The following is a 25,369-nucleotide window of genomic DNA, read 5'->3' on the forward strand; positions in this document are numbered from 1 at the left end:
GCGGCTTTCTGGGGCCGCTGTTTTGTCTTGTCTGGACAGTATCTTCAGCTGTCGTTAAAAGCCGGGAAACGGACACACCAGAATTTAGAGGGACGTGGCGCAGCATGAATGGCGTTAATGAAATCCGGTCGACCTTTCTCGACTACTTCAGGCAGAACGGACATGAGGTTGTCGCGTCCAGTCCGCTGGTGCCGCATAACGACCCGACCCTGATGTTCACCAATGCCGGGATGGTGCCGTTCAAAAACGTCTTTACCGGGCTTGAATCGCGGCCCTACTCCACGGCGACGACCGCGCAGAAATGCGTGCGGGCCGGCGGCAAGCATAACGACCTCGACAATGTCGGCTATACCGCGCGCCACCACACCTTCTTCGAGATGATGGGCAATTTCTCCTTCGGCGATTATTTCAAGGAGCGCGCGATCTCGCTCGCCTGGAACCTGATCACGCAGGAATTCGCGCTTCCCAAGGACAAGCTGCTCGTCACCGTCTACCATGAGGACGATGAGGCCTTTGATCTCTGGAAGAAGATCGCCGGCCTTCCCGACGACCGCATCATCCGGATCGCGACCTCCGACAATTTCTGGTCGATGGGCGATACCGGCCCCTGCGGCCCCTGCTCCGAAATCTTCTTCGACCATGGCGATCATATCTGGGGCGGCCCGCCCGGCTCGCCGGAAGAGGATGGCGACCGGTTCATCGAGATCTGGAACCTGGTGTTCATGCAGTATGAGCAGATTTCCGCCGACCGCCGCGAAAACCTGCCGCGCCCCTCGATCGACACCGGCATGGGCCTGGAACGGGTCGCGGCCGTGTTGCAGGGCAAGCACGACAATTACGATATCGACCTGTTTCGCAACCTGATCGCCGCTTCCGTGGACCTGACCGGCGTGAAGGCCGAGGGCGAGCACCGGGCGAGCCACCGCGTCATCGCCGATCATCTGCGCTCTTCCGCCTTCCTGATCGCCGACGGTGTCCTGCCCTCGAATGAAGGCCGCGGATATGTGCTGCGCCGGATCATGCGCCGCGCCATGCGCCATGCCGAGCTGCTCGGCGCCCGCGACCCGGTCATCTACAAGCTGCTTCCGGTGCTGGTCGGCGAAATGGGGCGCGCCTATCCCGAGCTGCAGCGCGCCGAGGCGCTGATTTCCGAAACGCTGAAGCTGGAGGAATCCCGGTTCCGCAAGACCCTCGACCGCGGCCTGACGCTGCTTGACGAGGCCAGCCGCGACCTCAGCAAAGGTGACCGCCTCGATGGCGAAACCGCCTTCAAGCTCTATGATACCTATGGCTTCCCGCTCGATCTGACCCAGGATGCGCTGCGCGCGCGCGGCATTCATGTCGACCTCACCGGCTTTCAGGATGCCATGCACCGCCAGCGCGCCGAAGCCCGCGCCCACTGGACGGGCTCCGGCGACAAGGCGACCGAGACGATCTGGTTCGAACTCGGCGAGAAGCATGAGGCGACCGAGTTTCTCGGTTACGACACCGAAAAGGCCGAGGGTATAGCCCTGGCGCTCGTCAGGGACGGCGCTTCGGTGGAGACCGCGCGGGAGGGCGACAGCGTTGCCGTGATCGTCAACCAGACGCCGTTTTACGGGGAGTCTGGCGGCCAGATGGGCGACACCGGCACGATCCGGACCGACAAGGCGACATTGCGCGTTAGCGACACGCAGAAGAAGGGGCGCGGCCTGTTCGCGCACTACGCCACCGTCGAGAGGGGCGAGATCGTTCGCGGCGAGCCGGTTTCGCTGGCGGTAGATCACGCCCGCCGGTCGCGGCTTCGCGCCAACCACTCGGCCACCCACCTCATCCACGAGGCGCTGCGCGAAAAGCTCGGCAACCATGTTGCCCAGAAGGGCTCGCTGGTGGCGCCCGAGCGGCTGCGATTTGACATTTCGCACCCGAAACCGCTGAGCGCCGCCGAACTTTCCGAAGTCGAGGACATGGCGAACGAGATCGTGTTGCAGAACGCACCGGTCTCGACCCGGCTGATGAGCGTCGACGATGCGATCGCGGAAGGCGCCATGGCGCTGTTCGGCGAGAAATACGGCGATGAGGTCCGCGTTGTTTCGATGGGAACCGCAACCTCCGGCGAAAAGGCGGGCAAGACCTATTCGCTGGAACTGTGCGGCGGCACCCATGTGCGCTCCACCGGTGATATCGGCCTGATCCGGATTGTCGGCGAAAGCGCCGTCGCCGCCGGCGTGCGGCGCATCGAGGCGCTGACCGGGATCGATGCCCGACGCTATCTCACCCATCAGGATGAAAAGCTGAAGGCCCTGGCGGCAAGCCTCAAGGTACAGCCGGACGACGTCGCAAACCGTGTCGAGGCGCTGCTGGACGAACGCCGCCGGCTGGAACGCGAATTGACGGAGGCGCGCAAGCAGCTCGCGCTCGGCGGCACGGGATCGGCAGACGAAGCCGAGAAGATCGGCGACATCAGCCTGATCGCCAAGGTGCTTCAGGGCGTGGCAGCCAAAGACCTCAAGGGCATGGCCGACACCGCCAAGACCGACAGGGACCATACAGCGGTCGTCTTCATTGCCGTGGCTGAAGACGGCAAGGCAAGCATTGTGGTGTCGCTGACGGCTGACCTGACCGACAGGTTTTCCGCGGTCGACCTGGTGCGCGCGGCTTCTGCGGCCATCGGCGGCCAGGGCGGCGGCGGTCGCCCCGACATGGCCCAGGCCGGCGGCCCGGATGGCGCAAACGCACAAGCGACGATCGACGCCGTGCGGGCGGCTCTTGCCGGCTGACATCTGGGAACGGGCTGTTCAAACCATAGCGTTGCCGGAGTACGCATCTGTTTCCGGTCGGTCGCCGGGGTGAAAAGCGACTTGGTGACGCCCTCGGACTGCTGACAAACCCGCATACACGGAGGTTCGTTTCGCCGCCGGCCCTCCCACAGGTGTCATCAACTCGGACTTGATCCGAGCATCCAGTCCGCTCAAGTGCTTGAGCGCCGAGACTCTTTCGCAAGCGCGCATCGTATGGCCCTGGATCCTCCGGTCAAGCCGGAGGATGACGCAGTGAAGAAGAACTGGTTCGTCAGTAAACTGAGCGGCTGGATCAGGCGGCTTTTTCATCCAGCGCAACAGCGTCGAAGGCCCGCGCGATCACCTCCGGCCCCGCTTCCGGTCCGGTCGCCTCGGTCGACAGTATCTGGCGAAAACGTCGCGCGCCGGCATAGCCGTTGAAGAGGCCAATCATATGGCGCGTTATCTGGGAGAGGCGCGTGCCCGCGGCCAGTTCGCGATCCGCATAGGCCATCATCGCGTCGCGCAGCGCCTGCCAGTCCAGGGGCCGGCGCGGCGCGCCGAACAGCCGATGATCGACCTCTGCCAGAAGCGTCGGCGTCTGATAGGCCGCCCGCCCGATCATCACGCCATCGAGTTTTTCAAGATGCGCCTCGGCCGCATCCATGGTGAGAATGCCGCCATTGATGCCGATGAAAAAATCGGGGTGGCGCTCCTTCATGGCGTAAACGAGTGGATAGTCGAGCGGCGGGATCGAGCGGTTTTCCTTGGGGCTCAGTCCCTTCAGCCATGCCTTGCGGGCATGGATCCAGACAGCGTCGGCGCCTGCCCCGACCATCCGGTCGATAAAATCCGGCAGAACCGTATGGGGATCCTGGTCGTCGACGCCGATCCGGCATTTGACCGTTACCGGAACCGAGACCGCCGCTTTCATCGCCGAAACCGCCTGTTCCACGATTTCGGGCGTGCGCATCAGGCAGGCGCCGAACGTGCCTGACTGGACGCGGTCCGATGGGCAGCCGACATTGAGGTTGATCTCGTCATAACCGAAAGCCTCGCCGATCGATGCCGCCTCCGAGAGTTTTTGCGGATCGGATCCGCCAAGCTGCAGCACCACGGGATGCTCACACTGCGCAAAGCCCAGCAGCCTGTCGCGATCGCCATGGAGCACCGCATCGGCCACGATCATTTCCGTATAGACCTGCCCCCGCATCATCAACTGTCGGTGAAAAAAACGACAATGCCGATCCGTCCAGTCGATCATAGGTGCAACCGCAAAGCGCCGAGCTACGCCAATCCGCGATTTCTTTTCTTTTTTCACTGCTTACGTTCCACTGCTCTCAATTACTCTTGTCCCGTTTCCTTCGTTCATGTGCCAGATTCGTCAATTTTGACCCCTGATTTGGTACAATTTACCAAATGAAATCGCGTGTACCAAACGAGGATTTGGCCATGGGCACCATAACCGCGCGCAAGCGCAAGGACGGCAGCGTTTCCTATCTGGCGCGGGTGCGGGTCATGCGTGATGGTTTCACCTATCACGAGACAGAAACATTTGACAGGCGGCCGACCGCCACGTCGTGGGTCAAGAAGCGCGAGCGCGAGCTCGCGAAACCAGGCGTGATCGCCGAATACAAGGCGGCTGACCCGCCGCTGGCAAAAGCCATCGACCAGTACACCGAAGAGTCCTTGAAGGAGATTGGCCGGACGGAAGCTCAGGTTCTCAGAGCGATCAAGAACTATCCCGTCGCCGACATGCCCTGCTCCACCATCAAGTCGAAGGATATCATCGAGTTCCTGCAATCGCTGACCAGTCAGCCTCAGACGGTCGACAACTACGCCAGCCACCTCGCCGCCATCTTCGCGATCGCACGGCCGATGTGGGACTACAGATTGGATGACCGCGAGATGCGAGACGCGATTGTGGTCGCCCGTCGCATGGGCATCTACAGGATCTGGCAGACGATCTCGACAAGCGCCGCCAGGCTACCAAGAAGGAACTGTGTCAAATGACCGGCTGGAACTGAGCGAAGCGCTCGGAAACGTTAGATAGTTTGCCCCTTTGCCAGCCTTGCTGAATCCCACAGCGATCAAGGCCTTCTAGTGAAGAGGAGCAGCATCACGTCGCATGTACCTTCGATGACCGGCACGGGTTGCGGAGCTCTTAAGACAATCACCTGGAAAGCCGCACATTCGGACGACGGAAGTAACCTAATGCGTTCGGCAGACTTGTGGCTGAACACGGTGGCCTCTCCTTTGTTGCGGTTCAGCCGTTTGTTCGTACCAGAAGTCGCAAAATCATTGCATCGAGCCCGGCGATGACGCCACTGACAGATGGCTTTTCGTTGCGCTGATACCAGTTGTCGATGGCGGCGAAGACGCCGGCCGTGATGAATTCGATGACAGGGGCCGGCGTGGCGCGGAACCGGTCCGATTCCGCAATTTCTCCGGCGATCATTTCGGTGATTACCGCCTTCAGGCGCCAGCCGATCAGCAATGTGGCAACCGATGGTCGGCTGCGACTGAACAGGAACCCATGGTCCTTTTCGACCATGAACGAGAACAGAACCGGCAGGACCCCCAGCGCGCCGTCTACATCGAGCGAACGGCTTGCCGGTGTGTTTCGCATCTCCTCGCCGAGAGAGGCAAAAGCGTAGTCCAGCAGTTCCGCCTTGTTCTGGAAATGCAGGTAGAAGGTGGATCGCGCCACGTCCGCCGCGTCGCAGATCTGCTGGATGCTGACGGCGTCCCAATCGCCGTTTGCGGCGCAATGCACCATGGCTTCGACCAGCCTGCTCCGCGTCCTTCTGACACGACGATCCATGAAAACGTCTCCAAATGGACGGAATGGCCTCCGACCGTCCAGCAATTCCTGCCGGCTGCCTCCGTGCATGCATTGATCAGCACGCGTCTACCTTATTATAGACAATGTATCAATAATGGACAAATGTCCGAAAATCAGGCCACTGGAGTTGGAGACGCCAATGCAAGTTTCGCGCAACACGCAGGAAGGCCCCCGCCTGTCGGCGCGGCATGTATCGAAAGCGTTCGAGACCGGTTCCGGTCCGTTTCTGGCGCTCAACGACATCTCGCTCGATATTCACGCCGGCGACTTCCTGGCCATTGTCGGCAAATCGGGCAGCGGCAAGTCGACCCTGGTCAACCTCCTGACGGGCTTGGACATGGTGAGCAGCGGCCAAATCTGGTCGAGCGCCAATGGGGGCACGGAAATCACCGGGCTTGGCCAGGAGGGCCTGGCGCGCTGGCGCGGTCTGGAGATCGGCGTCGTCTTCCAGTTTTTCCAGCTCCTGCCCTCGCTCACGGTGCTGGAAAACACCATGCTGCCCATGGATTATTGCAATGCATTTCCGCGCGGCGAGCGCCGCGAGCGGGCGATGGCAATCCTCGAACGGCTGGGCATCGCCGAACAGGCTGGCAAATTGCCGCTCGACATGTCGGGCGGCCAGCAGCAGCGCGCCGCCATTGCCCGCGCCCTCGCCAACGAACCGGGCATCATTGTCGCCGACGAGCCGACCGGCAATCTCGACAGCGCCACCACGCACGAGGTGATGGAGCTTTTCGCCGCCCAGCGCGAGGCCGGCAAGGCAGTGGTCATGGTGACCCATGAGCGCGATTTGACCAGCTATTTCACCCGGACCATCGAACTTGCCGACGGCGCGATCACATCCGAACTGGGAGAAGTCGCATGACGATCCCACCCCGCTGGCGAAAGCTCATCGCCGATTTCGGCTCGATCAAGGGCCGCCTGGCGCTGGTGGTCGCGGCAATGGCAATCGGTCTTCTGACGACGATCGCGATCACCAACGCCTATGCAATCCTCACCCGCGAGATCAGCGCCAATTATCTCGGCACCAATCCGGCATCCGGCATTCTCGATATCGGAGAGGTCGACCAGGCCCTTGTCGCGCGGGTGCGCGGCATGGACAATGTCGCCGCCGCTGAACCGCTCTCCATCGTCGAGACCCGCGTCCGCTATGCCGATGGAAGGACGGGCCGCGCGCTTCTGTTCATCTCGCCCGATCCGCTGGCACAGAGCCTCAATACTCTGAGGGTCGAAAATCAAATGGCGTCACCGCCGGCCAATGCGGTCCATCTGGAGCGCAGGGCGCTCGATCTGGCCGGCATCGGTCTCGGTGAAAATCTTTCCATCGAGATCCCCGGAAGCGGATTTATGCCTGTTCCCATCGTCGGCACGGTGTTCGATCCCTCCCTTGCCCCCTCCGAGCAGGAGCAGACGGTCTACGCCTATCTCAGTCAGCAGACCTTCGTCGCGCTGGGCGGCAGGCCCGCCCTCGAAATGATCAAGGTACTGGTCGCCGATGATCCATTCGACCAAACTGTTGTGGACCAGACGCTGGCCGGAATCGCCATCGCACTGAAGGCGGAGGGGATCAACGTCCATCTGGTCCAGTCCCCCAATGCCGGTTTACATCCGCATGAAGGGCAGATGCGCGGCATTCTGGGGCTATTCCTCGCCTTCGGCGTTCTGGCCTTCCTGCTGAGCGCGGTCCTGGTGTCGGTCACAGTCGAGGGCCTGATGGCGCAGCAGATCCGGCAGATCGCGATCATGAAAACCATCGGCGCGCGCACCGCGCAGATCAGCACACTCTATATCACGGGCATTGCGATCATCGGTGCAGCAACGTTGATTGTCGCCCTGCCGATCGGCATTGCGCTAGGCCGTGGACTGGCCGGCATTATCGCGGACCTTCTCAATTTCGACATCGTGGATAATTCTACGCCACCGGCCCTGTTCGCCGCATGGCTGGTCACCGGCTTGCTTATACCGGTGCTTTTTGCGTTGAGGCCGATATTTCGGGCGACCGGAACGACAGTGGTCGCGGCCTTGTCCGATCTCGGGATCGGGCGGGGTTCCGGTGCCAGTGGCAGCTTGAGCAGGTTCGTCGCGCGCCTTTTCGGTTCAAGCGGGCAGACATTGCTGGCTTTGCGCGGCGCCTTCCGGCGACGGGGCAGGACCATGATGATCGTGACGCTTCTTGCCCTCGCCGGCGCTATGTACATGACCGCGCGTACGGTTTCGAACTCCTATCAGGCTTCGGTCGACATCGCCGCCGCCGAACGTGGCTATGATGCCGAATTCCGGCTGACCCGCCCGCTCGACCGCAGCCTGCTGAACGCAATCGCCGCCAGCGATGTGCAAGTGGTAACCGCCCAACCCATGCGGCGCGCCGAGGCCGCGCCAATGCGCCCGGATGGAGTCGCGCTGGTGCGCACCTATCCGGACGGCGGCCATGGGTCGATGACCCTTTACACCTTACCCGGCACACATAACCTGGCGCAATATCAAGTTCTGGAGGGTGCCCTGCCGGTGGAGCGTCTTGACGGTCAAATGGTGGTCAATCAGGGGGCATGGTCGTTGCTCGGCAGGCCCTCGATCGGCGAGACGGTGAGCCTGTCGCTCGACGGTATGCGTTTTGAATTGCCGCTCGCCGCGGTCATCCGTCAATATATGACGCCTGCATTGGTATTCGCGGCAGACACCGATGTCGCGGCAATGACCGGCGAAAGCGACACAAACGCGCTACGCGTCGTGACCACACCACTTTCCCCCGCCGAGGTCGAAGCCGTCGTGGATCGCGTCGGACAGCAAATCGAGGGTGCCGATGGTGGAATATCACTGGTGATCACCGGCGATCTGATGGATGCGGCGGTTTCCGGACATGTCAACATTCTTATCGTCTTGCTGCTCGCGCTCGGTGTGCTGATGGCGGCGGTGGGTTTCCTCGGGCTGACGGCGGCGCAGGGGATTTCGGTGATCGAACGCACGCGCGAATTCGGCATCATCCGGGCCATTGGCGGCCAGAGACGGCAGATCATCACCAATCTCTTGACCGAGTCGCTGGTGATCGCGTCGATCAGCCTGCCGATCGCGATACTTGCCAGCATCCCGCTCAGCACCGCGCTCAACATCATTGTGGGGCGCGTGACCTTCGGCATGGCCCTGCCCTTCACACCCGACTACGCCGGCATCGGCCAGTGGATCGCCGTGTCGCTCATCGGCGCCCTTCTGGCCGGCCTGCCCCCCGCCTTCAACGCCTCGCGCCTCAGCGTGAGAGAAACCCTGGTCCAGCAATAGGAGGCCGACATGACCACAAAGCGCAACCCCCTCAACACCTGGCTGAAGATAGCCACCGCGGTTGGATTAATCATCGTCGCCATGGCCACGCTGCATTTCACCGTCAACAGCGATGTGGGTGCGTGGATCAGATCGATACATCGCTGAGCTATGTCTTTGTCTCGCGTGGCGCAACGTCAAAGAATCTCGTTGAACGCAATCGCCACGAGGACCAATCCCGCAACTGCTTCCAGGATTTTGGCCGCGCCTTCGATCGGTCTCGGGCGCGCCGCAAGCAGCCTGACAAGTCCAACGCGGAAAAACACTGTGATGATGGCTACCGCCGAGAGTGTCACCGCCACGCCGATCATCATCGTGACGGCAAAGGCGATCCCCGCTTGCGGTACGCCTCTTCTGATGCCGACCGCCGCGCCTTCTCCGCCCTCGTGCGTATGAACGGCGCGCGGCTGCCCACCGTGCCGACATGAACGAAAGACAGAGTTAGGGACATCGCCAGGCTGCGGCCCATGCCCGATGACGATCCGGCCAGATAGGTCGCCAGGATGGATTTGCTGTGGTCGAGCGTCATGGCGTGGACCGCGCCGAACGCGATGCCCATCGGCAGGAAGGTGGCGAGCGCCGTCCAGCTTCCCGCAGCCGCGAACGCCCTAATATGATCGGCAAACGTGAGATAGATGTCGCGTTGAATATCGATGAGCCATTGCAGCAAGACGATCCTACACTCTGCTTATGGCTCGCGCGGCCACTGCGGATGCAGATCGTCGATGATGAAGGCGTGGGCGTGGCGATGCCCGCCGGTAGGTGTGCCCTCCTTCCAGTGCGGGTCACTGTCTGGCAACCCGGGATGCCTGTGCGTGATGGTCTCCTGGTCGCCCGCTGGCCAGAGAAACAAGGCCGCAGCCAGAGCTGTGGCAGCGATGACCGCAAGAACAACGAATGTCGGGTTCAATCCGATCGCGGCGCCCAGCCAACCCGCCAGTGGGTAGGTAATGAGCCAGCAGGCATGCGACAGGGCAAACTGCGCGGCGAACAAGGCGGGCCGATCCTCGGGATGCGCCGAGCGCCGCAGCAACCGGCCCGATGGCGTTTGCGCGGTGGAATAGCCGATCCCGATCACGAACCAAACCGGCAGAAGCATGGCGATACCGGACAACATGGTTCCCGCAACGAGCCCGGCGATCATGAGCGCGACACCGGTTAGCATCGCCGCACGATCCGAGACGGATTCGAGAAGACGCGGCAGGGTAAGCGCAGCAAGCATCGACCCGCCGCCGAAAGCCGTCAGCGCCAGTGCCGTCGATTGCTGCGACAGCCCGAACGCGCCCTGCACGATGACCACCGTGTTGACGATGACCATCGCGCCGGCTGAAGCCACAGCCATGTTGATCGCCAGCAGGCCGCGAAGACGCGGAGTAGCGAGATAGATGCGCACCCCGCGCGTGGTGCGCTCGTAGATCGGGCGCGGCGTGATTGGCTTCGGGCTGGGCAGAAGGACCGACACAACGAGCGCGGCAGATGCAAGGAATCCGATAACCGTGCCGGCAAACAAGGTGTGGAAGCTCACCAGCGTGAGCAGGAGCGCAGCAAGCATCGGACTCACCAGGCTCTCGAGATCATAGGCCAGCCGCGACAGGGACAGGGCACGCGTATAGTCCTTCTCATCGGGCAGGACATCGGGGATCGTTGCCTGGAAGGTCGGGGTGAAGCCCGCCGATGCCGATTGCAGCAGGAAGATCAGCACGTAGATCTGCCAGACTTCGGAAACGAATGGCAGCAGGACTGCAATACCAGCCCGCACAAGGTCGAGGCTGACCAGCATGGCCCGCCGGGGAAGCCGTTCGGCAAAGGCCGCCGCGACCGGCGCCACGCCGACATAGGCGATCATCTTGATGGCAAGCGCGGTGCCCAGGACCGTCCCGGCGTCAGCTCCGGCCAGATCGAAAGCCAATAGCCCGAGGGCGACCGTTGCCAGTCCCGTACCCATCAGGGCGATGACTTGTGCGCTGAAGAGATGCCGATAGGTGCGGTTCGAGAGGATATCGAGCATCGGCGCTACAGGTACTTCGCGATCGCCTTGAACTCGGCGATCGACTGTTTTTGCGCCTCCGGCAAACTCTCCGCTGCCTCGCCCAGGCAATGGTCGAGATGATCCCGGATCAGCGTCTTCTTGGCTTCTGCAATCGCCTTTTCGACCGCATGCAGTTGCTGCGCGAGATCGAGACAGGGTCGGCCGTCCTCAATCATGCCGATGACGCTTTGCAGGTGACCGCCGGCACGCTTGAGGCGTTTGATGATGGCTGGATGAGTGGAATGGAGTGCTTCTTTCATGCTTTGACTCTATCCTCCCCAGGGGGATAGAGTCAAAGGCCATGCTAGTGGAATGAATTTGACATTTGAGTCCCGTTTCAGCGACCTCGTACACCAAATGTCAAATTCTAAAATTCCACTAGAAAACATATACTTGCTAGTGGCTCCCATGATTCCAACATTTGCTGATGAGGTCGCAGCGAGGGGAACCAAATGTTGGAATCGAACCACTAGGTCGCTGGCGCACGACCGTTCAAGCCGGGATGGCCGGCAAACAAAACACAACGGGACTCGCTTTTGCAGACCGCGGCTATCAGGTTCAATTGGCGCAACCACCCATACCGTTCTCCGCGCTTTGGACCGGCGGACAGGGAACGTCGCCGTAGGAGCAGAACACGCAACAGTCTCCGGCTCCGGGGCTTGATCGTGCTTCCGCAACTCCCGCATTCATAGAAATACCGACAGGCGTCCGTCGGCATTGTCTCCGTCGCACTGTGCCCGCAAACCGGACAGGTCAGAGTCGACATCGTCTTGATGGCATCGGTCATGATCGTCACAAAATTCGCTTTGCCGGATATCCGCTTGGCTCCTGACACGCATCGACAGCGATTTCGCGGGCCGCGCCTACGCTGCCTATGGCGGCATCTATATTGCAGCGTCGCTCTTATGGCTTTGGATGGTCGAACCGCAACGACCCGACCGCTGGGACGCGACAGGCGCTGCGGTCTGTCTGGTCGGCGCCGCAATCATTTTCTGGGGACCGAGATCGGTGTGAGAAGGGCGAACCGCGTCTACCGTTCGCTCTATCTGCGCCACGCAATCATTCGGCTGACAACACCGTCGCGCCGGACCGCGTGATAGGCGGCGGCCACGATGTGAAGGCTTACCAGAATGAGCGTAACGTTCCACAACAGAATGTGCACCCGTCCAGCCGATGGCCAGAGGTAGGCAGCAGTGAAGCCTGTAACAGCCTGCCCAAATAGAGAAACGTAGAGCCCCCAGTGAACCGCGTGCGAAAGCCGTTTCTGCCAGTCCGGGGAGTCCGTCTGGATTTGAGGCCGCTGGACCCATCTGAGGCCGATCCGCCCCGCCATGAGCGTGCCGAGCAACACACCCGCATAATTGTGCATCGCGTGCAAAACGAGATCCGTGTCGGACGGCCGCAGAAACGGATTGTGCGTCCGCACAATTGCCTGCGAGGTGTACCACTGTTCTATGACCAGCAGGACGACAACCCAGTGCAACGCAACCTGCAATCGGGAATATAAGGTGGTGTCCCGGTCGCCTTTGGGGGCTGATGTCATGGCAATTCTGTCGCTCGCTCCATCGTGACAATCAATGTCGAGTTTCATCGCGAAGCAAATGGTGCCACCGGCTTCTCAATCGTTCCAAGCGCCCGTCATCGAAATACGATTCGATGACGGGTGCCAACAAATGCTCTGTCATTCGCGAGCAATTTAGACTGAAACGGCCAGTTCGGTCATCATGCCGGTCTGAAGGTGCCCCATATGGTGGCAATGGAACATCCAGGAAGCCGCCTCGCCCGCGTCGAACGCAATCGTGACCATGTTCATCGGCGGCACGTGGACCGTGTCGCGCAGGGCCCCGGCGATACGCTGCATGCCGATCCCGACCACCTGGAAGGCATGTCCGTGCAGATGCATGGGGTGGGCCATCATCGACATGTTGTAGAGCGTCACCTCGACCCGCTCGCCCGACCGCGCCGGAATCGGCGTGTGGTTTCCCCGGTTCTCTCCGTTGATCGTCCAGAGATAGGGCATCATCGCGCCGCCGAGCATCACCGTGTGCCTACGGTCGGTCAGCCGGGGGGCCAATGGAGCAACGGCACTGAGGGAGGCTTCCTGAGTCATATCTCTGGAAAAAGCCGGGCGCTCGGCCTCCGACAGATCAGCGACCCGGGAGATTGAGGCCGATGACGGGGCAAGGATCAGCCCGGTCCTTTCACGTGTACCTTCCCGCAGTGCGAGAATAGGGAGGGCTGTGCCGTCGGATGGAAGATCGATCTCTATATCCAGCCATTGCCCCGGTGCGAAGCCGAAACGGGTTGCTGAATAGGGCTGGCAGGGCCCGCCATCCACCGCAACGAGATTGCCACGCGTGGCACCAAGATCGACCCACAACACGGTCATGGAAGACGCATTCACCGCGCGTAGAAGGACGCGTCCCCCTTTATCGACGCGGACGATTTCGGGATCGTCGAGCGTCCGGTCATTGGCGAGATAGGCGTCAAACTCAAAATCGTTGAGGTCCGTCGCCATGGCCCCGATTCCCATCATGCCTGTCATGCCCCCCATGCCCGGCATTGCCTGTGCAGGGGCCGCGCCATGGTTCATGCGCATGCCGCCGGTGACTTCGGCCAGCACCTCCTCGGGTGACTTGAACGAGAAATCGTGCAGGAACAGCACCACTTGATCAGGATATCTGAATATACCGCGCCCGGTCGATAGTCATTCTGACGCATCGCACGACCATCGCCTGGGTAGTCAGAACCCGCTTGGCCGGGTGCCTTCAGTTGTGTGGACCACCGCCACGGGCAATAGCAATATGGTGTTCCTGATGGTGCGCGCCAAGCGTCATCACTCCAATGAATCCCAAACCGCTCAGTTTCTCGACGTCGGCGGGGTTCTCAGCCCTGGCAATCAGGGTTGCGCCATTGGTACTCTCCTCGGCTTCGTAGGTGAAACCGCCGACACCGTTCATTGTCGCCGTGTGCGCAGTCACCATGCGCACGATGGAATCGCGGACCTCACCGTCGCCGCTAATCCTGAAGATCATGCCGCCGTCAGCGGGGGCGGAGGTCACCCTGGCGCGGAGTGTGACATTGTCCATGTCGATCAGGTGCTGCCGCAACGCTTCGAGATCGACCTTCGACCAGTCGGTAGTTTCGTCAGCGGCCAGCATGCCGGCGATCTCCTGAATCGCGGCAAAGGCGCCCTGCCCCGGCTCTGTCGGCATGGTTGCGATTTCGGCCCCCACGGATTCCTCTTGAGGCCCGTGCGCCATTTCCGGCTGATGAATCATCTCGGTTTTCTGGGCTGTCGCCGCTGCGGGCACCGTCGCCAGGACGGCCGCGAGGACAAGGTTCTTCATGTGCACACTCCGCTTTTCCAATGGGCCGACCTTGCCATGCACCGCATCATTCAGACATGATAGATATCATGTTTGAACAACTAACTGATCTTTTCAGCACTGGTCAGAGCCGCCAACTGACCGCTGGCGAGTATTTGTTTCACCGCGACGATCAGGTCCGCTGGATGTTTCTGGTTACGCAGGGCGAAATCCGTCTTCTGCGCTACCAGGAGAACGGCAATCCGGTGATCCTGCAGCGCGCGCACGAGAACGAAATTCTCGCCGAGGCTTCCCTGTTTTCGGACTGCTATCACTGCGACGCCGTTGCGGCCGTCCAAAGCCGAATAATGGTGATTGCAAGATCGGATTTCCGTGCGCAGCTCGAAAACAATCCAGCCCTGCACAACGCCTGGACGGCACGGCTGGCCCGGCAAGTCCAGCAGGCCCGCTTGCGCAGCGAAATACTGTCGTTGAAAACCGTCTCCCAGCGCCTCGATGCCTGGGTGACATGGAACCGGAACCTGCCACCAAAGGGAAACTGGCTCCGATTGGCTCAGGAAATCGGAGTCAGCCCGGAAGCCCTCTACCGGGAGATCGGCCAACGGCGAAGGCGCACCCATTCTCCGACAAATGCCCGCGCTGAGGAATTCAAATATTAGTCGGCGGCCTAGGCTTGGCCGGTCCGGTCATGCCATCAGAGGTGCTCGACCGGCAGGCCCGCCGCCCGCCATTCCGGCAGACCGTCCTCAAGGCGCCGTACCTTGAACCCGCGCGCCCTGAGCGCAGCAACGGCCTCGAATGACAGCACGCACCATGGACCACGGCAATAGGCGACAATCTCGTGATCGGGGTCGAGTTCAGCGAGCCGCGTCTCTAGTTCATTTAGCGGAATGTTGACGGCGCCGGGGACATGTCCGACCGCAAATTCGTCCGAGGGCCGAACGTCGAGCACCGTGACTAGATCGTCGCGCGTTCTTTGCAGAAGCTCTTCGCGCGAGACCGGCTCCATGTTGTCGCGATCATCGAAATAGCTCCGTCGGATGCGGTCGACTTCGGCGAGATTGCGTTCCGCAATGCCGGAAAGCGCCGTCATCAGCCCGAGCACACCATCGTCAGCTAGCCGGTAGAGCACCAACTTGCCGTCCCGGCGTGATGTGACCAGTCCCGCCCGTCTCAACTGCTGCAAATGCTGCGAGGCATTGGCGATCGACAAGCCGACGCGCTCGGCTATCGCCTCGGCACTCAACCTGCCGCTCGATGAGATACCTGATCGTTTGACCGAGATCAGGGCATCTCGGGACCGGTCTGTCATTCTGGTCTGCGAGACCGACAAGCGCTCGGCGGTCGCTGCCGACCTACTTGCGCGTGGGGAGGCGCGATGCCAGCTTTCTGCGTGGCGGCATGGAGCAATGGAACTGCGACGGCAGGCCAGTCGAGATCGGCAGCAGGGAACAAAACGACGCGAACATTTGACCGTACGCATGCAGCGGACGGTACAACCCAAAGGAGCAGGAACATGACAAGAATTCGGATATCAACCGCAGCGGCCACCGGTGCCGTGATCGCCCTTCTGCCAGCTACCGCGTGGGCGCAACAGACATCGCCCGATTTGGATCGCTATGGTTGGGGACCGGGTATGATGGGATGGGGTGGGGGCTGGTACGGAATGGTCTTCGGGCCGATCTTCATGATTCTCGTGCTCGCCTTGGTGATCGCAATCGCGGTTCTCCTCGTGCGCTGGCTCGGCGGACCCTGGCACGCCGCCGCGCCGCATCAGCCTTCAACAACGCAATCACCGCACGATATCCTTAAGGAGCGCTTCGCTCGAGGCGAGATCGACAAGGAGGAGTTCGAGGAGCGTCGCCGCATCCTCGGCGTATGACCCTCATCCATGCTGGAGACAACGCGCATGAAGACGCTGTTCATCCTCAACGACCCGCCCTACGGCACCGAGCGCTGCTACAACGGCCTTCGCCTCGCTCACCCGCTGCTGAAGAAGGATCCGGATGCGGAGATCACCGTCTTCTTGATGGCTGACGCCGTCATTGCCGCACGCAAAGGTCAGAAGACGCTGGAAGGCTATTGCAACATGAAACGCATGCTAAAACGCGTGCTCGCGAAAGGCGCCGTGTTGCTCTGCGGCACCTGCATGGATACGCGCGGCATGACCGACGACGATGTCTTGGACGGCGCGAGGCGCAGTACCATGGACGAGCTCGGGGAAGCGACGCGCCTCAAAGCCATCCGCTATCGGTTTCCCCGGCTGCATCATGTTTTTGCCGATGGTGGCTATGCCGGGCAAAAGCTTCTGGCTGCCCTGGAAGGGAACGGCGCGTGGACAATCGAGATCATCAAACGCTCCGACACGGCCAGAGGGTTCGAAGTCCTGCCACGCCGCTGGGTCGTCGAGCGCACCTTCGCCTGGCTCGGACGATGCCGGCGCCTTGCCAAGGACTGGGAGAAATCCATCCAAAGCTCTTCGGCCTGGGCCTACATCGCCAGCATCCGGATCATCATCCGTCGCCTCGCAACCTACTGCTATGTCTCATGAACTTTTGAATCAGACACTGAGGCTCGGCTATGACCACTTGCTTCGCCATGTAGGGCCGCCGCAGGAGGTCAAAGCCGTAATCAAAGCAATATTCCGAAGGTGTTACGGGAGCGAGTTCATCTCCCGTGACCTCGATCTGTGGGCCTACGCCAATGACGTCATTCTTGAAGTCTCAAGGCCCGGCAAGCCAACGGATAACGCCTATATCGAGTCATTCAACGGCAGCTTCCGCAGCGAAGGCCTGAATGCGCATTGGTTCATGAGCCTTGACGACGCCCGCGAAGAACTGGAAGCTTGGCGTAGAGACTACAATACCGTTCGACCACACAGTGCCATCGGCAACAAGCCGCCGATATCACTGATAAACTGCTACGGCGTCGCCCCGACGGCCTGAGCAATAATCCCGGAAAAAACCCAGCCGGGTGGTCCTAAAACGGGGAGCGCTTCAATCAAACCCACGGATTCTCCAATAGACTGGAGGAAACATGGGGCTCAGGTCACCAGCGTAACGTGCGTGACTAAACCGCAAAGCGACTAGCACGGCATACAAGTAGAGAGGTGCATCGTCAGTAGGTGATGCTCATGGAAAATCTAAGCCCCGGCGGCCTCAATGACGGTGGCATAATTTGCCACAACCGCGCCGCCCATGTTGAAGACCAATCCCAGACGCGCTCCCGTCTTCTGGATGCCCCCGGCCTGGTTGGTAACCTGACGGTAGGACAATGCATGCATCGACACTCCGGTCGCTCCGACAGGGTGCCCCTTTGCCTTCAGGCCACCGGAAAGGTTTACCGGTAATCTGCCATCGCGGTAGACTGTACCGTCCGCCAAGGCATCACCCCCCCTTCCCTTGGGTGCAAGACCCATGGCTTCGTATATGAGCAGTTCGGCGATGGTGAAGCAGTCATGGACCTCCGCAAAATCGAGATCGTTGGTTCCAATCCCGGCGGTGTCGAGCGCAGACGCTATAGCCATGGCAGGTCCGTCGAATGAGGGAAAATCTCGTGAGGCCATTGGCAAAAAGTCATTTATGTGAATCGCCGCGCGGATGTGTGCTGCGCGTTCAAAGGCGCGCGAATTTTCTTCAGCCGTCAAGATTAAAGCAGCAGCACCGTCAGTTATGGGAGAGCAATCGGTCAGTCGCAACGGCGGAGCGATGACAGGGTTCGAATTCGAAATGCTGTTGCACGCGTCGAAATCCAACGCCTTGTGCATGTGGGCGAGCGGATTACCCATGGCGTTTTCATGGTTTTTCGCTGCAATCTTCGCCATCGTTTCGAGAGGGTCGCCGAACCGCTCGCGATAGGCTTCCGCAGCAACCGCGAATATTTGAGGAAAGCTCAATCCGGATTCAAATGCGCTATTTTGGTAGCCGGCACCCGCGAGCGACGCTGTCACATCCGGGGTCGATCTGTGCGTCATCTTCTCGGCGCCAACCACCAGCACGGTTCGCGCGTTTCCGGCGCGGATGGCATTTATGCCTGCATAAATCGCCGCAGCGCCGGAGGCACACGCGTTCTCGCATCGTGTCGCAGGCTTGAATCGCAACTCCGGATAGGCCTGAAATATCAGGGATGAGGCAAAGCCGTCGGGTACAAGTGCAGAATTGAAATGCCCCAGAAACACCGCGTCGATTTCGTCCGGAGCGATGCCGCTGTCCTCGACAGCCTCGGTGGCCGCGGCAGCAATCAGCTGTTCCAAGGTGTCATCGACCTTGCCGAATTTTGTATGGCCTGCGCCAACGATTGAAACACCGGTTCGAATATACTGGCTCATCAGCTTTCTCTTCAACGTTGGCGTAGATTGTTCGGTGCGTAGTCGCCCTTGTTCTTCGCGTCGAAACTTGAAATTCAATCTCGAGAGTAAGGATCCGCATATGCAGCTAGCACTTTGCCGGTGCATTGCCCAAAACCAACCAGATAGCCATCACCCCGCGCAGAGCCGCGCATAATGATGGTGTCGTTGTCCTCGATAAATGATCGCGTGATACCGCCGTCGATTTCAACTGGTTCCGTACCGCCCCACGACAATTCCAGCAGGGAGCCTCTGCTCTTTCTGGTGGTACCGGAGATGGTTCCTGACCCAAGCATATCTCCCACCTCAATGGGACAACCGGACGTAGTGTGATGCGCCAGGTTTTGTGGAGCGGAGTAATACATCTCACTGTAGTTCGACTGCGTGATCGTTGTTGGATGATCCGCTCCGTCCGGCAGGAGCAGCACTTCAAGGTCAATGTCGTAAAGCATAGGCCCCGGCTCTTGTAGATGTGGCAGAAGCGGCTTTTCACGTTCCGGCGTGGACACGCGGAGCGGCTCGAGCGCCAAACCGGTCACGATCCACGGACTTATGGTGTTGGCCGTGGCCTTGGCCTGAAATGGACCAAGGGGCTGGTATTCCCAAGTCTGAATATCGCGAGCCGACCAGTCGTTCAAAAGAACGTATCCAAAAATCATCTCATCGGCTTTCGCCACAGAAACGGGCCTGCCAAATTCTGAGGGCTGTCCGACTATGACACCGAGCTCGAGTTCGAAGTCGAACCTTTCGCACGGCGCGAAGCGCGGCGCGTCTTCCTCAGGTGCTTTCAGTTGGCCCCATGGCCTGCGGATCTCAGTGCCCGAAATCACAATCGACGAGGCCCTTCCACTATAGGCAATGGGCAGATGCAGATAGTTTGGCGGAAGCGCGTTATCGGGCCCCCGGAACATGGTGCCTACGTTGAAGGCGTGGTTCCTGCACCCGTAGAAGTCGGCATAGCCACGGGTTTCGACTGGCAGATGCATGGTGGCATCGGCTTGAGGCACAAGCGCGCCGGAACAAGCTTCCCTGTCGGCCTGCGACGCCTCTGTCCCGAGCATGGCCTGCAAACGCGCTCTGAATGAGCGCCAGACCTCGGGCCCGAGCGCCATGAACGCATTCCAAGACGACGCAACAAACACCGGATCATCGCTAATAGACAAATGCGCATCTTGTTCGAGCGCAGTCACGTCCAGAATCTGATCGCCGATCGCTACTCCGCAGCGGCGCGCGTCACCTGAAGTCGAAAAGACGCCGTAAGGCAGATTGTTCAGCGGGAACTGGCCATTGGGCGCGTTAGCGCTTTCGACCCAGGATTTGAGCAAAGGCATTAGATCATCCGTCTCAGATTCAATTTTACGTCAGAGGTCCATCGCCATCACAACTGGCGATGGACCGGCGAACGACTGCCGCCTATTTCGGCTGGGGCGTGCCGTCGAACTTCTTTTCCAGCGACGACCAGCAATCGATGTAATCGTCCTGCAAAGGTGCGTCCTGCGCAGCGAACTGGGTCAGGTGCTGAGGGAACCGCGTTTCGAACATGAAAGTCATCGTATCGTCGAGATAGACCGGCTCCATCTTCTCGTTACTGCCTTTTTCGAAGGCTTCCCGGTCGGGGCCGTGCGGCAGCATCATGTTGTGCAACGACATGCCGCCCGGCAGGAAGCCTTGCGGCTTGGCGTCATAGACACCGAGAATATTTCCGCACAACTCCGACATGATGTTCTTGTGATACCAGGCGGGACGGAACGTGTTCTCGGAAACGAGCCAGCGCTCCCGGATGAGCAGGAAGTCGATATTGGCCGTCCCCTCGATGCCCGATGGGGCTGTGAGCACACAAAAGATGGAGGGATCCGGGTGGTCGAACAGGATCGCGCCAACCGGACTGAATGATCGGAGATCATATTTGCACGGTGCGTAATTGCCATGCCAGGCCACCACATCGAGCGGCGAGTGGTCGATTGTAGTCTGATGAAACGACCCACACCATTTGATCGTCATGCGGCTTTCGGCATCCCTGTCCTCGAACCGGGCGACCGGTGTTTTGAAGTCGCGCGAATTGGCGAGGCAATTGGCGCCAATCGGCCCGCGACCTGGTAGATCGAATTTCTGGCCGTAGTTCTCACACACAAAGCCGCGTGCCGGACCCTCGACAACCTCTACGCGATAGACAAGACCTCGCGGAATGATCACGATCTCCTTGGGCGCCAAGTCGATAATGCCCAGTTCGGTGTAAAAACGCAGCTCGCCCTGCTGCGGGACGATAAGAAGTTCGCTGTCGGCTGAATAGAAGTAGTCGTCCTCCATAGATTTATTCGCCAGGTAGATATGGCTCGCCATACCGATCTGGGTGTTCACATCTCCAGCCGTGGTCATTGTCCGCATGCCGGTGATAAAGGTCAGTTCTTCCTCGGTATGCGGCACGGGATCCCAGCGATATTGGCCGAGTGACACCACATCCGGGTCGACATGCGGCGCCGATTTCCAATGCGGCATGTTGATTTTTGTGAAGCGATGCGTGTGCTTGACCGATGGGCGAATACGATAGCACCAGGTGCGCTCATTCTTGCCGCGCGGCGCGGTGAATGCCGTGCCCGTCAGTTGCTCGGCATATAGCCCGTAATTGCATTTTTGCGGGCTGTTCATGCCCTGCGGCAAAGCACCCGGCAGTGCCTCGGTCTCAAAGTCGTTTCCGAATCCAGGCATATAGCCCTTGGCCGGCGCGTAGCCCTGCATTGTGGGGTTGGCCTGCACCGGCGCTTTTGCATCCACGCCTACGTTCATGAGTGCCTCCTGAATTGATGTGAAAGTGTTGCTGTGCTGCATGCGCAACATATCGGCTCAGCCTGTTGGCCTTGTTTTTTGGACGTCATGATCATTTCATCGTGTAAGGCAGGAAGAGCGAAATCGCCGGTATCGAAATAAGAAGCGCCAGGCGGACGAAATCGGCCAGCAAAAAGGGAATGATGCCGCGATAGATCGTCGGCAGCGCGATGTCTGGATTAAGACTACGGATGATAAACAGGTTCATGCCGATGGGCGGTGAGACCATGCCGAATTCGATGGCGACCACCACGACGATTCCGAACCACACCAGATCATACCCCAGGTCGGCCACGAGCGGTGCAAACAACGGCACGGTGAGGAGCATCATCGCCAGACTGTCAAACATACAGCCGAGCACGAGATACACGGCTACGATCGCAATAATGATCAGGATCGGCGTCACCCCGATGGACTGCACCAGGCCAGACAGCATGGCCGAGAAGCCGGAAAAGATCATGACATTGGAGAACAGCAGCGCACCGATCAAAACGAACAGCAAAACGGCTGTCATGATGGCGGCATCGAGGGCGGCTTTCAAAATCTCATCCAAGGAGAGCTTGCCGCGCAGGACACCGAGTAACAATGCGCCAGCCGCACCTATTCCCGCCGCCTCGGTGGCGCTGAATATACCGAAATATATCCCACCTATGACCACGCCGAACAAAACGATGACCGGCCAAACCCCGAGCAATGCAGACAGAGGCGAAGGCAGGTCCATGCCCTCGGTCGAGGGAGCCAACTGCGGATAGAGCCGCACCGCGATCATGATGGCGATAACATAGAGGACTGCGCCAAGTATGCCGGGCAAAAAACCCGCGAGAAACAAGTCGCCAATGCTCTGCTCGGTGATCGTGCCGTAGATCACAAGCACGATGCTGGGCGGAATTAGTATGCCCAGAGTGCCACCTGCCGCCACCGAGCCGGCTGCCAAGCCGCTATCATAACCGAAGCGCTTCATTTCAGGCATGGCGACCGAACCCATGGTTGCCGCCGTCGCCAGGCTCGAACCGCAGACCGTACCGAACCCGGCGCAGCCGGCAACGGTCGCCATTGCGAGACCGCCACGCACACGTCCGAGCACTGCATTTGACGCATCGTAAAGCGCCGATGCGATCCCCGCCCGCGCGATCAAATTGGCCATGAACAGGAATAGCGGCAACACAGCGAGGGTGTAGCTATTGGCCGTGTCAAAAGCCGTCTGCGCGAGCATCGAGCCGGCTGCGCTGGGTCCAATGATCGTAATAAGGCCAATGAACCCAACAGCACCGAGCGCAACACCAAGGCGGACCCCCAATGCAAGCAGCGCAAAAATGGCTGCAAATGAAATTACTGCGATCATCATTGGCGTGAATCTTTCCGGCTATGCATGATGCCGCCAATGGCAGCGGCGACAAAAGCGATCGCCGCTGCCCACGCGGCCAGATGCAACGGCCAGCCCAGGTGGTCGGTCCGGTCGCCGTAAGACATGAGCTTGCGTGCGAACCCAACGCAATACCAAGCCATGGCCAGGAGATAGCCTGTCAAAAGCAGGCCCGCGAGGAACAGACAAAACTGCTTGAATACGCCCGTGAACCGCTCAGAAAGGACATCGACGATGATATGATCGCCTCGGAGCGTGGCGAGTGGTAACGCTGCAAAGAACAAAATGGACATGAGGAATTGAATCACCTCACCGCTCCAGCCCAATGGCCGGACCAATATGTACCGGAACAGCACGTCCCAGCACATGATGAAGCAGATGCCCGTGACAGTGCCGATGGCGATTGCGCCAAAGACGCGTTCCGCAAAATGGATCGGCCAAGGACGTGGAGCTATCGCGTGTTCCGCGTTTTTCTGATCAGTCATTCGTCATATCCAAGCTTTCCATAGCGACTTCGTCGCAGAAATCACGAAGCTGCTATGGAGCCAGTTACTTGGCGCCCGACAATTCGCGGATGCGATCAAGTGCGGCCCGACCATCGACGCCTTTCGCCTCGGCTTCGGCAATCCAAGATTCTTCAAGTGGCCGCAGGCGTTCGTGGATCTCATCGAGGAAGACACCGTCAGCTGTAAAACGCTTTACTCCATCAGCTTCCATCAGCTTGATGGCACTTACATCGGCCGCGTCCCAAGCCTGACCGCCAAGACGCGCAAGCGCTTCACCCGATACAGACCAGACTGCATCCTTGTCTTCTTGGGACAGGCTATCCCATTTCTCTTGGTTCATGATGATGTAGACGGCAGAGTTATAAAGGCCGGCTGGCACCGAGAACTGCCCGTCAACGACGTCGCCAAGCTTGTAGGACTCATAGGCTTCGTGCGTCCAGAACGCGCCGTCGACTACTTTGCGCGAGAGCATTTCATAGGCTTCGCTCGAGGGCGAGGTTACACCGGCACCACCGAATGCCTCAGCAATTTCCTGTGGGGCTTTGCCTCCGGCGCGATACTTCTTGCCTGCAAAACCGTCGAGCGACTGCGGCGGCTCACCGGTCGTGTAGATGGTGCCCGGGCCGGTGGTATAGACGGCCAACACCTTCACGCCGCTAAATTCGTCGGCCGCGTTGAACATTTCCTCGTGCACCGTCCAATAGGCCAGCGACAACGCCTCGGCATTATCACCCAGGAATGGCAGATCAAGTGCCTTTGTCAGAGTAAAACGGCCCGGCGTATAGGCGGGCACGCCCCAAGCTACGTCCACCGCGCCGCTTTCGACAACGTCGAACATGCGCGGCGGAGCGGCAACTGTGGAGGGCAGAAACTCGACTTTGACGCGGCCTTCCGACGCTTCTTCAACATTTTTCGCCCATGGCTCGAACACGTCTACGACCTGCCCGTGCTGGGGTGGCAGAAAATTATTGAACTTCAAAACGGTCTGCGCCTGAGCCGGCATTACGACCAAGGTCAAAGCGGCACAAGCGAGTGCGCCAGTGAAAATGGTTTTCATCTTTATCCTCCCGAATGAACTTAATGCACACAATTCCTATCATACACAAAAAAACTTGCAATATGAAATTTTTTCTTATTGAATGTATTTTGCAATAGGGAGAAGGTCATATGCAACAAGACATCTTCGAGTTGGGTTCTCCGTATCCCGGCCCGCGTCTGGTCTGCACAATTCTCATGCATGGCGACGAGACATGTGGGCTGGCCGCGCTTGAAGCCGCGCAGGCAGGCGACTTTGCCCTCAATTGCGGCAGCGTGCGGATTATCGTGATGAACCGCGCGGCGCATGATGCAGCCCGCGGGCCCTTGCGGCACCTTGGCACTGACATGAACCGGATTTGGTCGGCCAAGCCCCTTAAAGGAGGATCCGGTGAGGCGCGACGTATCGAGACCGTTCTGCCCTATTTGCAGGAGGCGGACGCTATTCTTGATATTCATTCCATGCCAGATCAGAATACGCCGTTTCTTTTTATCTCACAAACGCGTCAACAATCGGCGAGCCTTGCCATGAAACTTGGCGCAGTAGTTCCGCGCGTGGTGGTTGCGCCACCGCCAAAAAACCGCGGGGTGGCGTTGTTCGAAACCGAATTATTGCCGATCGAAAAACCGATTGTCGTTGTCGAATGCGGCCAGCATCAGGCGGTGCAGGCACCCGATATCGCGCGGGCCATCTTTCATCGTTTCCTGTCAGTTCACGGTATGGTCGATTCGTCGGATGTACGTGCGGAAGGTGGCGACGACCCGGTCAGCTTTTACGAGATGAGCCGTGAAATCGAGTTGAAGGAGGGCCCTTTGAAACTTGCCCGGACCATGCATGGTTTCGACGCTTTGAATGCAGGCGAAACGTATGGCTGGGACGGACACCGGCCACTCGTTGCCGAAGAAGATTGCTGCGTGCTGTTGACCCGGCCTGCAATTCATCGCGGCGATGAGGCACTCACATTGGTGCGCCCGATCACCGGTAACACCAGATAACAGAACCGATTCTGTGCTTTCCACCAA

At 59.7% G+C, this 25,369-nt stretch carries 23 protein-coding genes and 4 pseudogenes; 11 read left to right on the plus strand and 16 right to left on the minus strand.

The features are described from left to right. Window positions 1-104: 104 nt before the first annotated feature. A complete protein-coding gene (alaS, locus tag HQ843_RS19530; RefSeq protein ID WP_180901606.1) occupies window positions 105-2,759 on the plus strand; it encodes an alanine--tRNA ligase in 2,655 nt (884 codons plus the stop codon). Between the two features lie 313 nt (window positions 2,760-3,072). On the opposite strand, the gene dusA is transcribed toward alaS, so the two are convergent. Further along, window positions 3,073-4,080, minus strand: a complete 1,008-nt coding sequence (gene dusA, locus HQ843_RS19535) for a tRNA dihydrouridine(20/20a) synthase DusA (protein WP_256432921.1) — start codon at window positions 4,078-4,080, stop codon at window positions 3,073-3,075. A gap of 131 nt (window positions 4,081-4,211) precedes the next feature. Here dusA and HQ843_RS19540 point away from each other — a divergent pair, with 131 nt between their 5' ends. Next, entirely contained in the window at window positions 4,212-4,772 is a 561-nt protein-coding gene (locus HQ843_RS19540) for a hypothetical protein (protein WP_210275315.1), read from the plus strand. 253 nt (window positions 4,773-5,025) lie between these two features. Here HQ843_RS19540 and HQ843_RS19545 read toward each other — a convergent pair whose 3' ends face one another. Beyond that, window positions 5,026-5,583, minus strand: coding sequence for a TetR/AcrR family transcriptional regulator (locus tag HQ843_RS19545; protein ID WP_180901605.1), 558 nt, complete (start codon window positions 5,581-5,583; stop codon window positions 5,026-5,028). Window positions 5,584-5,743: 160 nt separating this feature from the next. Here HQ843_RS19545 and HQ843_RS19550 point away from each other — a divergent pair, with 160 nt between their 5' ends. The 3 genes from HQ843_RS19550 to HQ843_RS19560 are packed head-to-tail and all read left to right on the plus strand — an operon-like array spanning window position 5,744 to window position 9,024. Then, window positions 5,744-6,469 (plus strand): ABC transporter ATP-binding protein, encoded by a 726-nt coding sequence (locus HQ843_RS19550; protein ID WP_180901604.1) that lies wholly within the window; start codon window positions 5,744-5,746, stop codon window positions 6,467-6,469. Continuing rightward, window positions 6,466-8,877, plus strand: a complete 2,412-nt coding sequence (locus HQ843_RS19555; RefSeq protein ID WP_180901603.1) for an ABC transporter permease — start codon at window positions 6,466-6,468, stop codon at window positions 8,875-8,877. Before HQ843_RS19550 ends, HQ843_RS19555 begins: the two co-directional genes overlap by 4 nt. 9 nt (window positions 8,878-8,886) lie before the next feature. Further along, on the plus strand, window positions 8,887-9,024 hold the full coding sequence (locus tag HQ843_RS19560) for a hypothetical protein (protein ID WP_180901602.1): 138 nt from the start codon (window positions 8,887-8,889) through the stop codon (window positions 9,022-9,024). Window positions 9,025-9,053: 29 nt separating this feature from the next. Here the strand turns inward: HQ843_RS19560 and HQ843_RS19565 are convergent. The 4 genes and pseudogenes from HQ843_RS19565 to HQ843_RS29530 all read right to left on the minus strand — a co-directional run bounded on the left by HQ843_RS19565 (window position 9,054) and on the right by HQ843_RS29530 (window position 11,732). Further along, window positions 9,054-9,586 (minus strand): annotated as a pseudogene (locus HQ843_RS19565) (ABC transporter permease). A gap of 18 nt (window positions 9,587-9,604) precedes the next feature. Next, a complete protein-coding gene (locus HQ843_RS19570; protein ID WP_180901601.1) occupies window positions 9,605-10,924 on the minus strand; it encodes an MFS transporter in 1,320 nt (439 codons plus the stop codon). Between the two features lie 5 nt (window positions 10,925-10,929). Beyond that, complete coding sequence (locus tag HQ843_RS19575; protein ID WP_180901600.1) at window positions 10,930-11,205, minus strand: metal-sensing transcriptional repressor; 276 nt, start codon at window positions 11,203-11,205, stop codon at window positions 10,930-10,932. A gap of 298 nt (window positions 11,206-11,503) precedes the next feature. Beyond that, window positions 11,504-11,732: pseudogene (locus HQ843_RS29530) on the minus strand (GDCCVxC domain-containing (seleno)protein). Between the two features lie 32 nt (window positions 11,733-11,764). Here HQ843_RS29530 and HQ843_RS19580 point away from each other — a divergent pair. Continuing rightward, window positions 11,765-11,959, plus strand: a pseudogene (locus HQ843_RS19580) (YnfA family protein); the annotation flags it as partial. 28 nt (window positions 11,960-11,987) lie between these two features. Here the strand turns inward: HQ843_RS19580 and HQ843_RS19585 are convergent. The 3 genes from HQ843_RS19585 to HQ843_RS19595 form a co-directional block, all read right to left on the minus strand. Further along, on the minus strand, window positions 11,988-12,536 hold the full coding sequence (locus tag HQ843_RS19585) for a cytochrome b (protein ID WP_246710165.1): 549 nt from the start codon (window positions 12,534-12,536) through the stop codon (window positions 11,988-11,990). A 105-nt stretch (window positions 12,537-12,641) separates the two neighbouring features. Beyond that, on the minus strand, window positions 12,642-13,613 hold the full coding sequence (locus HQ843_RS19590) for a multicopper oxidase family protein (RefSeq protein ID WP_246710166.1): 972 nt from the start codon (window positions 13,611-13,613) through the stop codon (window positions 12,642-12,644). A 100-nt stretch (window positions 13,614-13,713) separates the two neighbouring features. After that, window positions 13,714-14,295, minus strand: a complete 582-nt coding sequence (locus tag HQ843_RS19595; protein ID WP_180901599.1) for a hypothetical protein — start codon at window positions 14,293-14,295, stop codon at window positions 13,714-13,716. Between the two features lie 56 nt (window positions 14,296-14,351). Between HQ843_RS19595 and HQ843_RS19600 the strand changes: the two genes are divergently transcribed. After that, window positions 14,352-14,933 carry a Crp/Fnr family transcriptional regulator gene (locus HQ843_RS19600; RefSeq protein WP_180901598.1) on the plus strand — a complete coding sequence of 194 codons (582 nt, stop codon included), beginning with the start codon at window positions 14,352-14,354 and terminating at the stop codon, window positions 14,931-14,933. 35 nt (window positions 14,934-14,968) lie between these two features. Here the strand turns inward: HQ843_RS19600 and HQ843_RS19605 are convergent, their stop codons facing one another. Continuing rightward, complete coding sequence (locus HQ843_RS19605) at window positions 14,969-15,586, minus strand: ArsR/SmtB family transcription factor (RefSeq protein ID WP_180901597.1); 618 nt, start codon at window positions 15,584-15,586, stop codon at window positions 14,969-14,971. Window positions 15,587-15,790: 204 nt separating this feature from the next. Here HQ843_RS19605 and HQ843_RS19610 point away from each other — a divergent pair, with 204 nt between their 5' ends. The 3 genes and pseudogenes from HQ843_RS19610 to HQ843_RS19620 form a co-directional block, all read left to right on the plus strand. Continuing rightward, window positions 15,791-16,156: an SHOCT domain-containing protein gene (locus HQ843_RS19610; RefSeq protein WP_180901596.1), complete on the plus strand. Its 366-nt coding sequence runs from the start codon at window positions 15,791-15,793 to the stop codon at window positions 16,154-16,156. A 27-nt stretch (window positions 16,157-16,183) separates the two neighbouring features. Continuing rightward, window positions 16,184-16,825, plus strand: a complete 642-nt coding sequence (locus tag HQ843_RS30090) for a DsrE family protein (protein ID WP_180901595.1) — start codon at window positions 16,184-16,186, stop codon at window positions 16,823-16,825. 106 nt (window positions 16,826-16,931) lie between these two features. Continuing rightward, window positions 16,932-17,219 (plus strand): annotated as a pseudogene (locus tag HQ843_RS19620) (integrase core domain-containing protein); the annotation flags it as partial. Between the two features lie 197 nt (window positions 17,220-17,416). Here HQ843_RS19620 and HQ843_RS19625 read toward each other — a convergent pair. The 6 genes from HQ843_RS19625 to HQ843_RS19650 all read right to left on the minus strand — a co-directional run bounded on the left by HQ843_RS19625 (window position 17,417) and on the right by HQ843_RS19650 (window position 24,368). Continuing rightward, the gene (locus HQ843_RS19625) at window positions 17,417-18,601 is read right to left on the minus strand and encodes a thiolase domain-containing protein (RefSeq protein WP_180901594.1); all 1,185 of its coding nucleotides are present in this window, start codon (window positions 18,599-18,601) and stop codon (window positions 17,417-17,419) included. A gap of 74 nt (window positions 18,602-18,675) precedes the next feature. After that, a complete protein-coding gene (gene fahA / locus HQ843_RS19630; protein WP_180901593.1) occupies window positions 18,676-19,950 on the minus strand; it encodes a fumarylacetoacetase in 1,275 nt (424 codons plus the stop codon). Window positions 19,951-20,032: 82 nt separating this feature from the next. Continuing rightward, the gene (gene hmgA / locus HQ843_RS19635) at window positions 20,033-21,355 is read right to left on the minus strand and encodes a homogentisate 1,2-dioxygenase (protein ID WP_210275349.1); all 1,323 of its coding nucleotides are present in this window, start codon (window positions 21,353-21,355) and stop codon (window positions 20,033-20,035) included. Window positions 21,356-21,494: 139 nt separating this feature from the next. Continuing rightward, complete coding sequence (locus HQ843_RS19640) at window positions 21,495-22,787, minus strand: TRAP transporter large permease (protein WP_180901591.1); 1,293 nt, start codon at window positions 22,785-22,787, stop codon at window positions 21,495-21,497. Continuing rightward, a complete protein-coding gene (locus HQ843_RS19645) occupies window positions 22,784-23,290 on the minus strand; it encodes a TRAP transporter small permease (protein WP_180901590.1) in 507 nt (168 codons plus the stop codon). The genes HQ843_RS19640 and HQ843_RS19645 overlap by 4 nt, the downstream gene beginning before the upstream one ends. Before the next feature lie 64 nt (window positions 23,291-23,354). Continuing rightward, window positions 23,355-24,368 (minus strand): TRAP transporter substrate-binding protein, encoded by a 1,014-nt coding sequence (locus tag HQ843_RS19650; protein WP_180901589.1) that lies wholly within the window; start codon window positions 24,366-24,368, stop codon window positions 23,355-23,357. Between the two features lie 110 nt (window positions 24,369-24,478). Here HQ843_RS19650 and HQ843_RS19655 point away from each other — a divergent pair, with 110 nt between their 5' ends. Continuing rightward, the gene (locus HQ843_RS19655) at window positions 24,479-25,342 is read left to right on the plus strand and encodes a M14 family metallopeptidase (RefSeq protein WP_180901588.1); all 864 of its coding nucleotides are present in this window, start codon (window positions 24,479-24,481) and stop codon (window positions 25,340-25,342) included. Window positions 25,343-25,369 lie beyond the last annotated feature (27 nt).

This window comes from Martelella sp. NC20 (genome assembly GCF_013459645.1).
Lineage (GTDB): Bacteria > Pseudomonadota > Alphaproteobacteria > Rhizobiales > Rhizobiaceae > Martelella.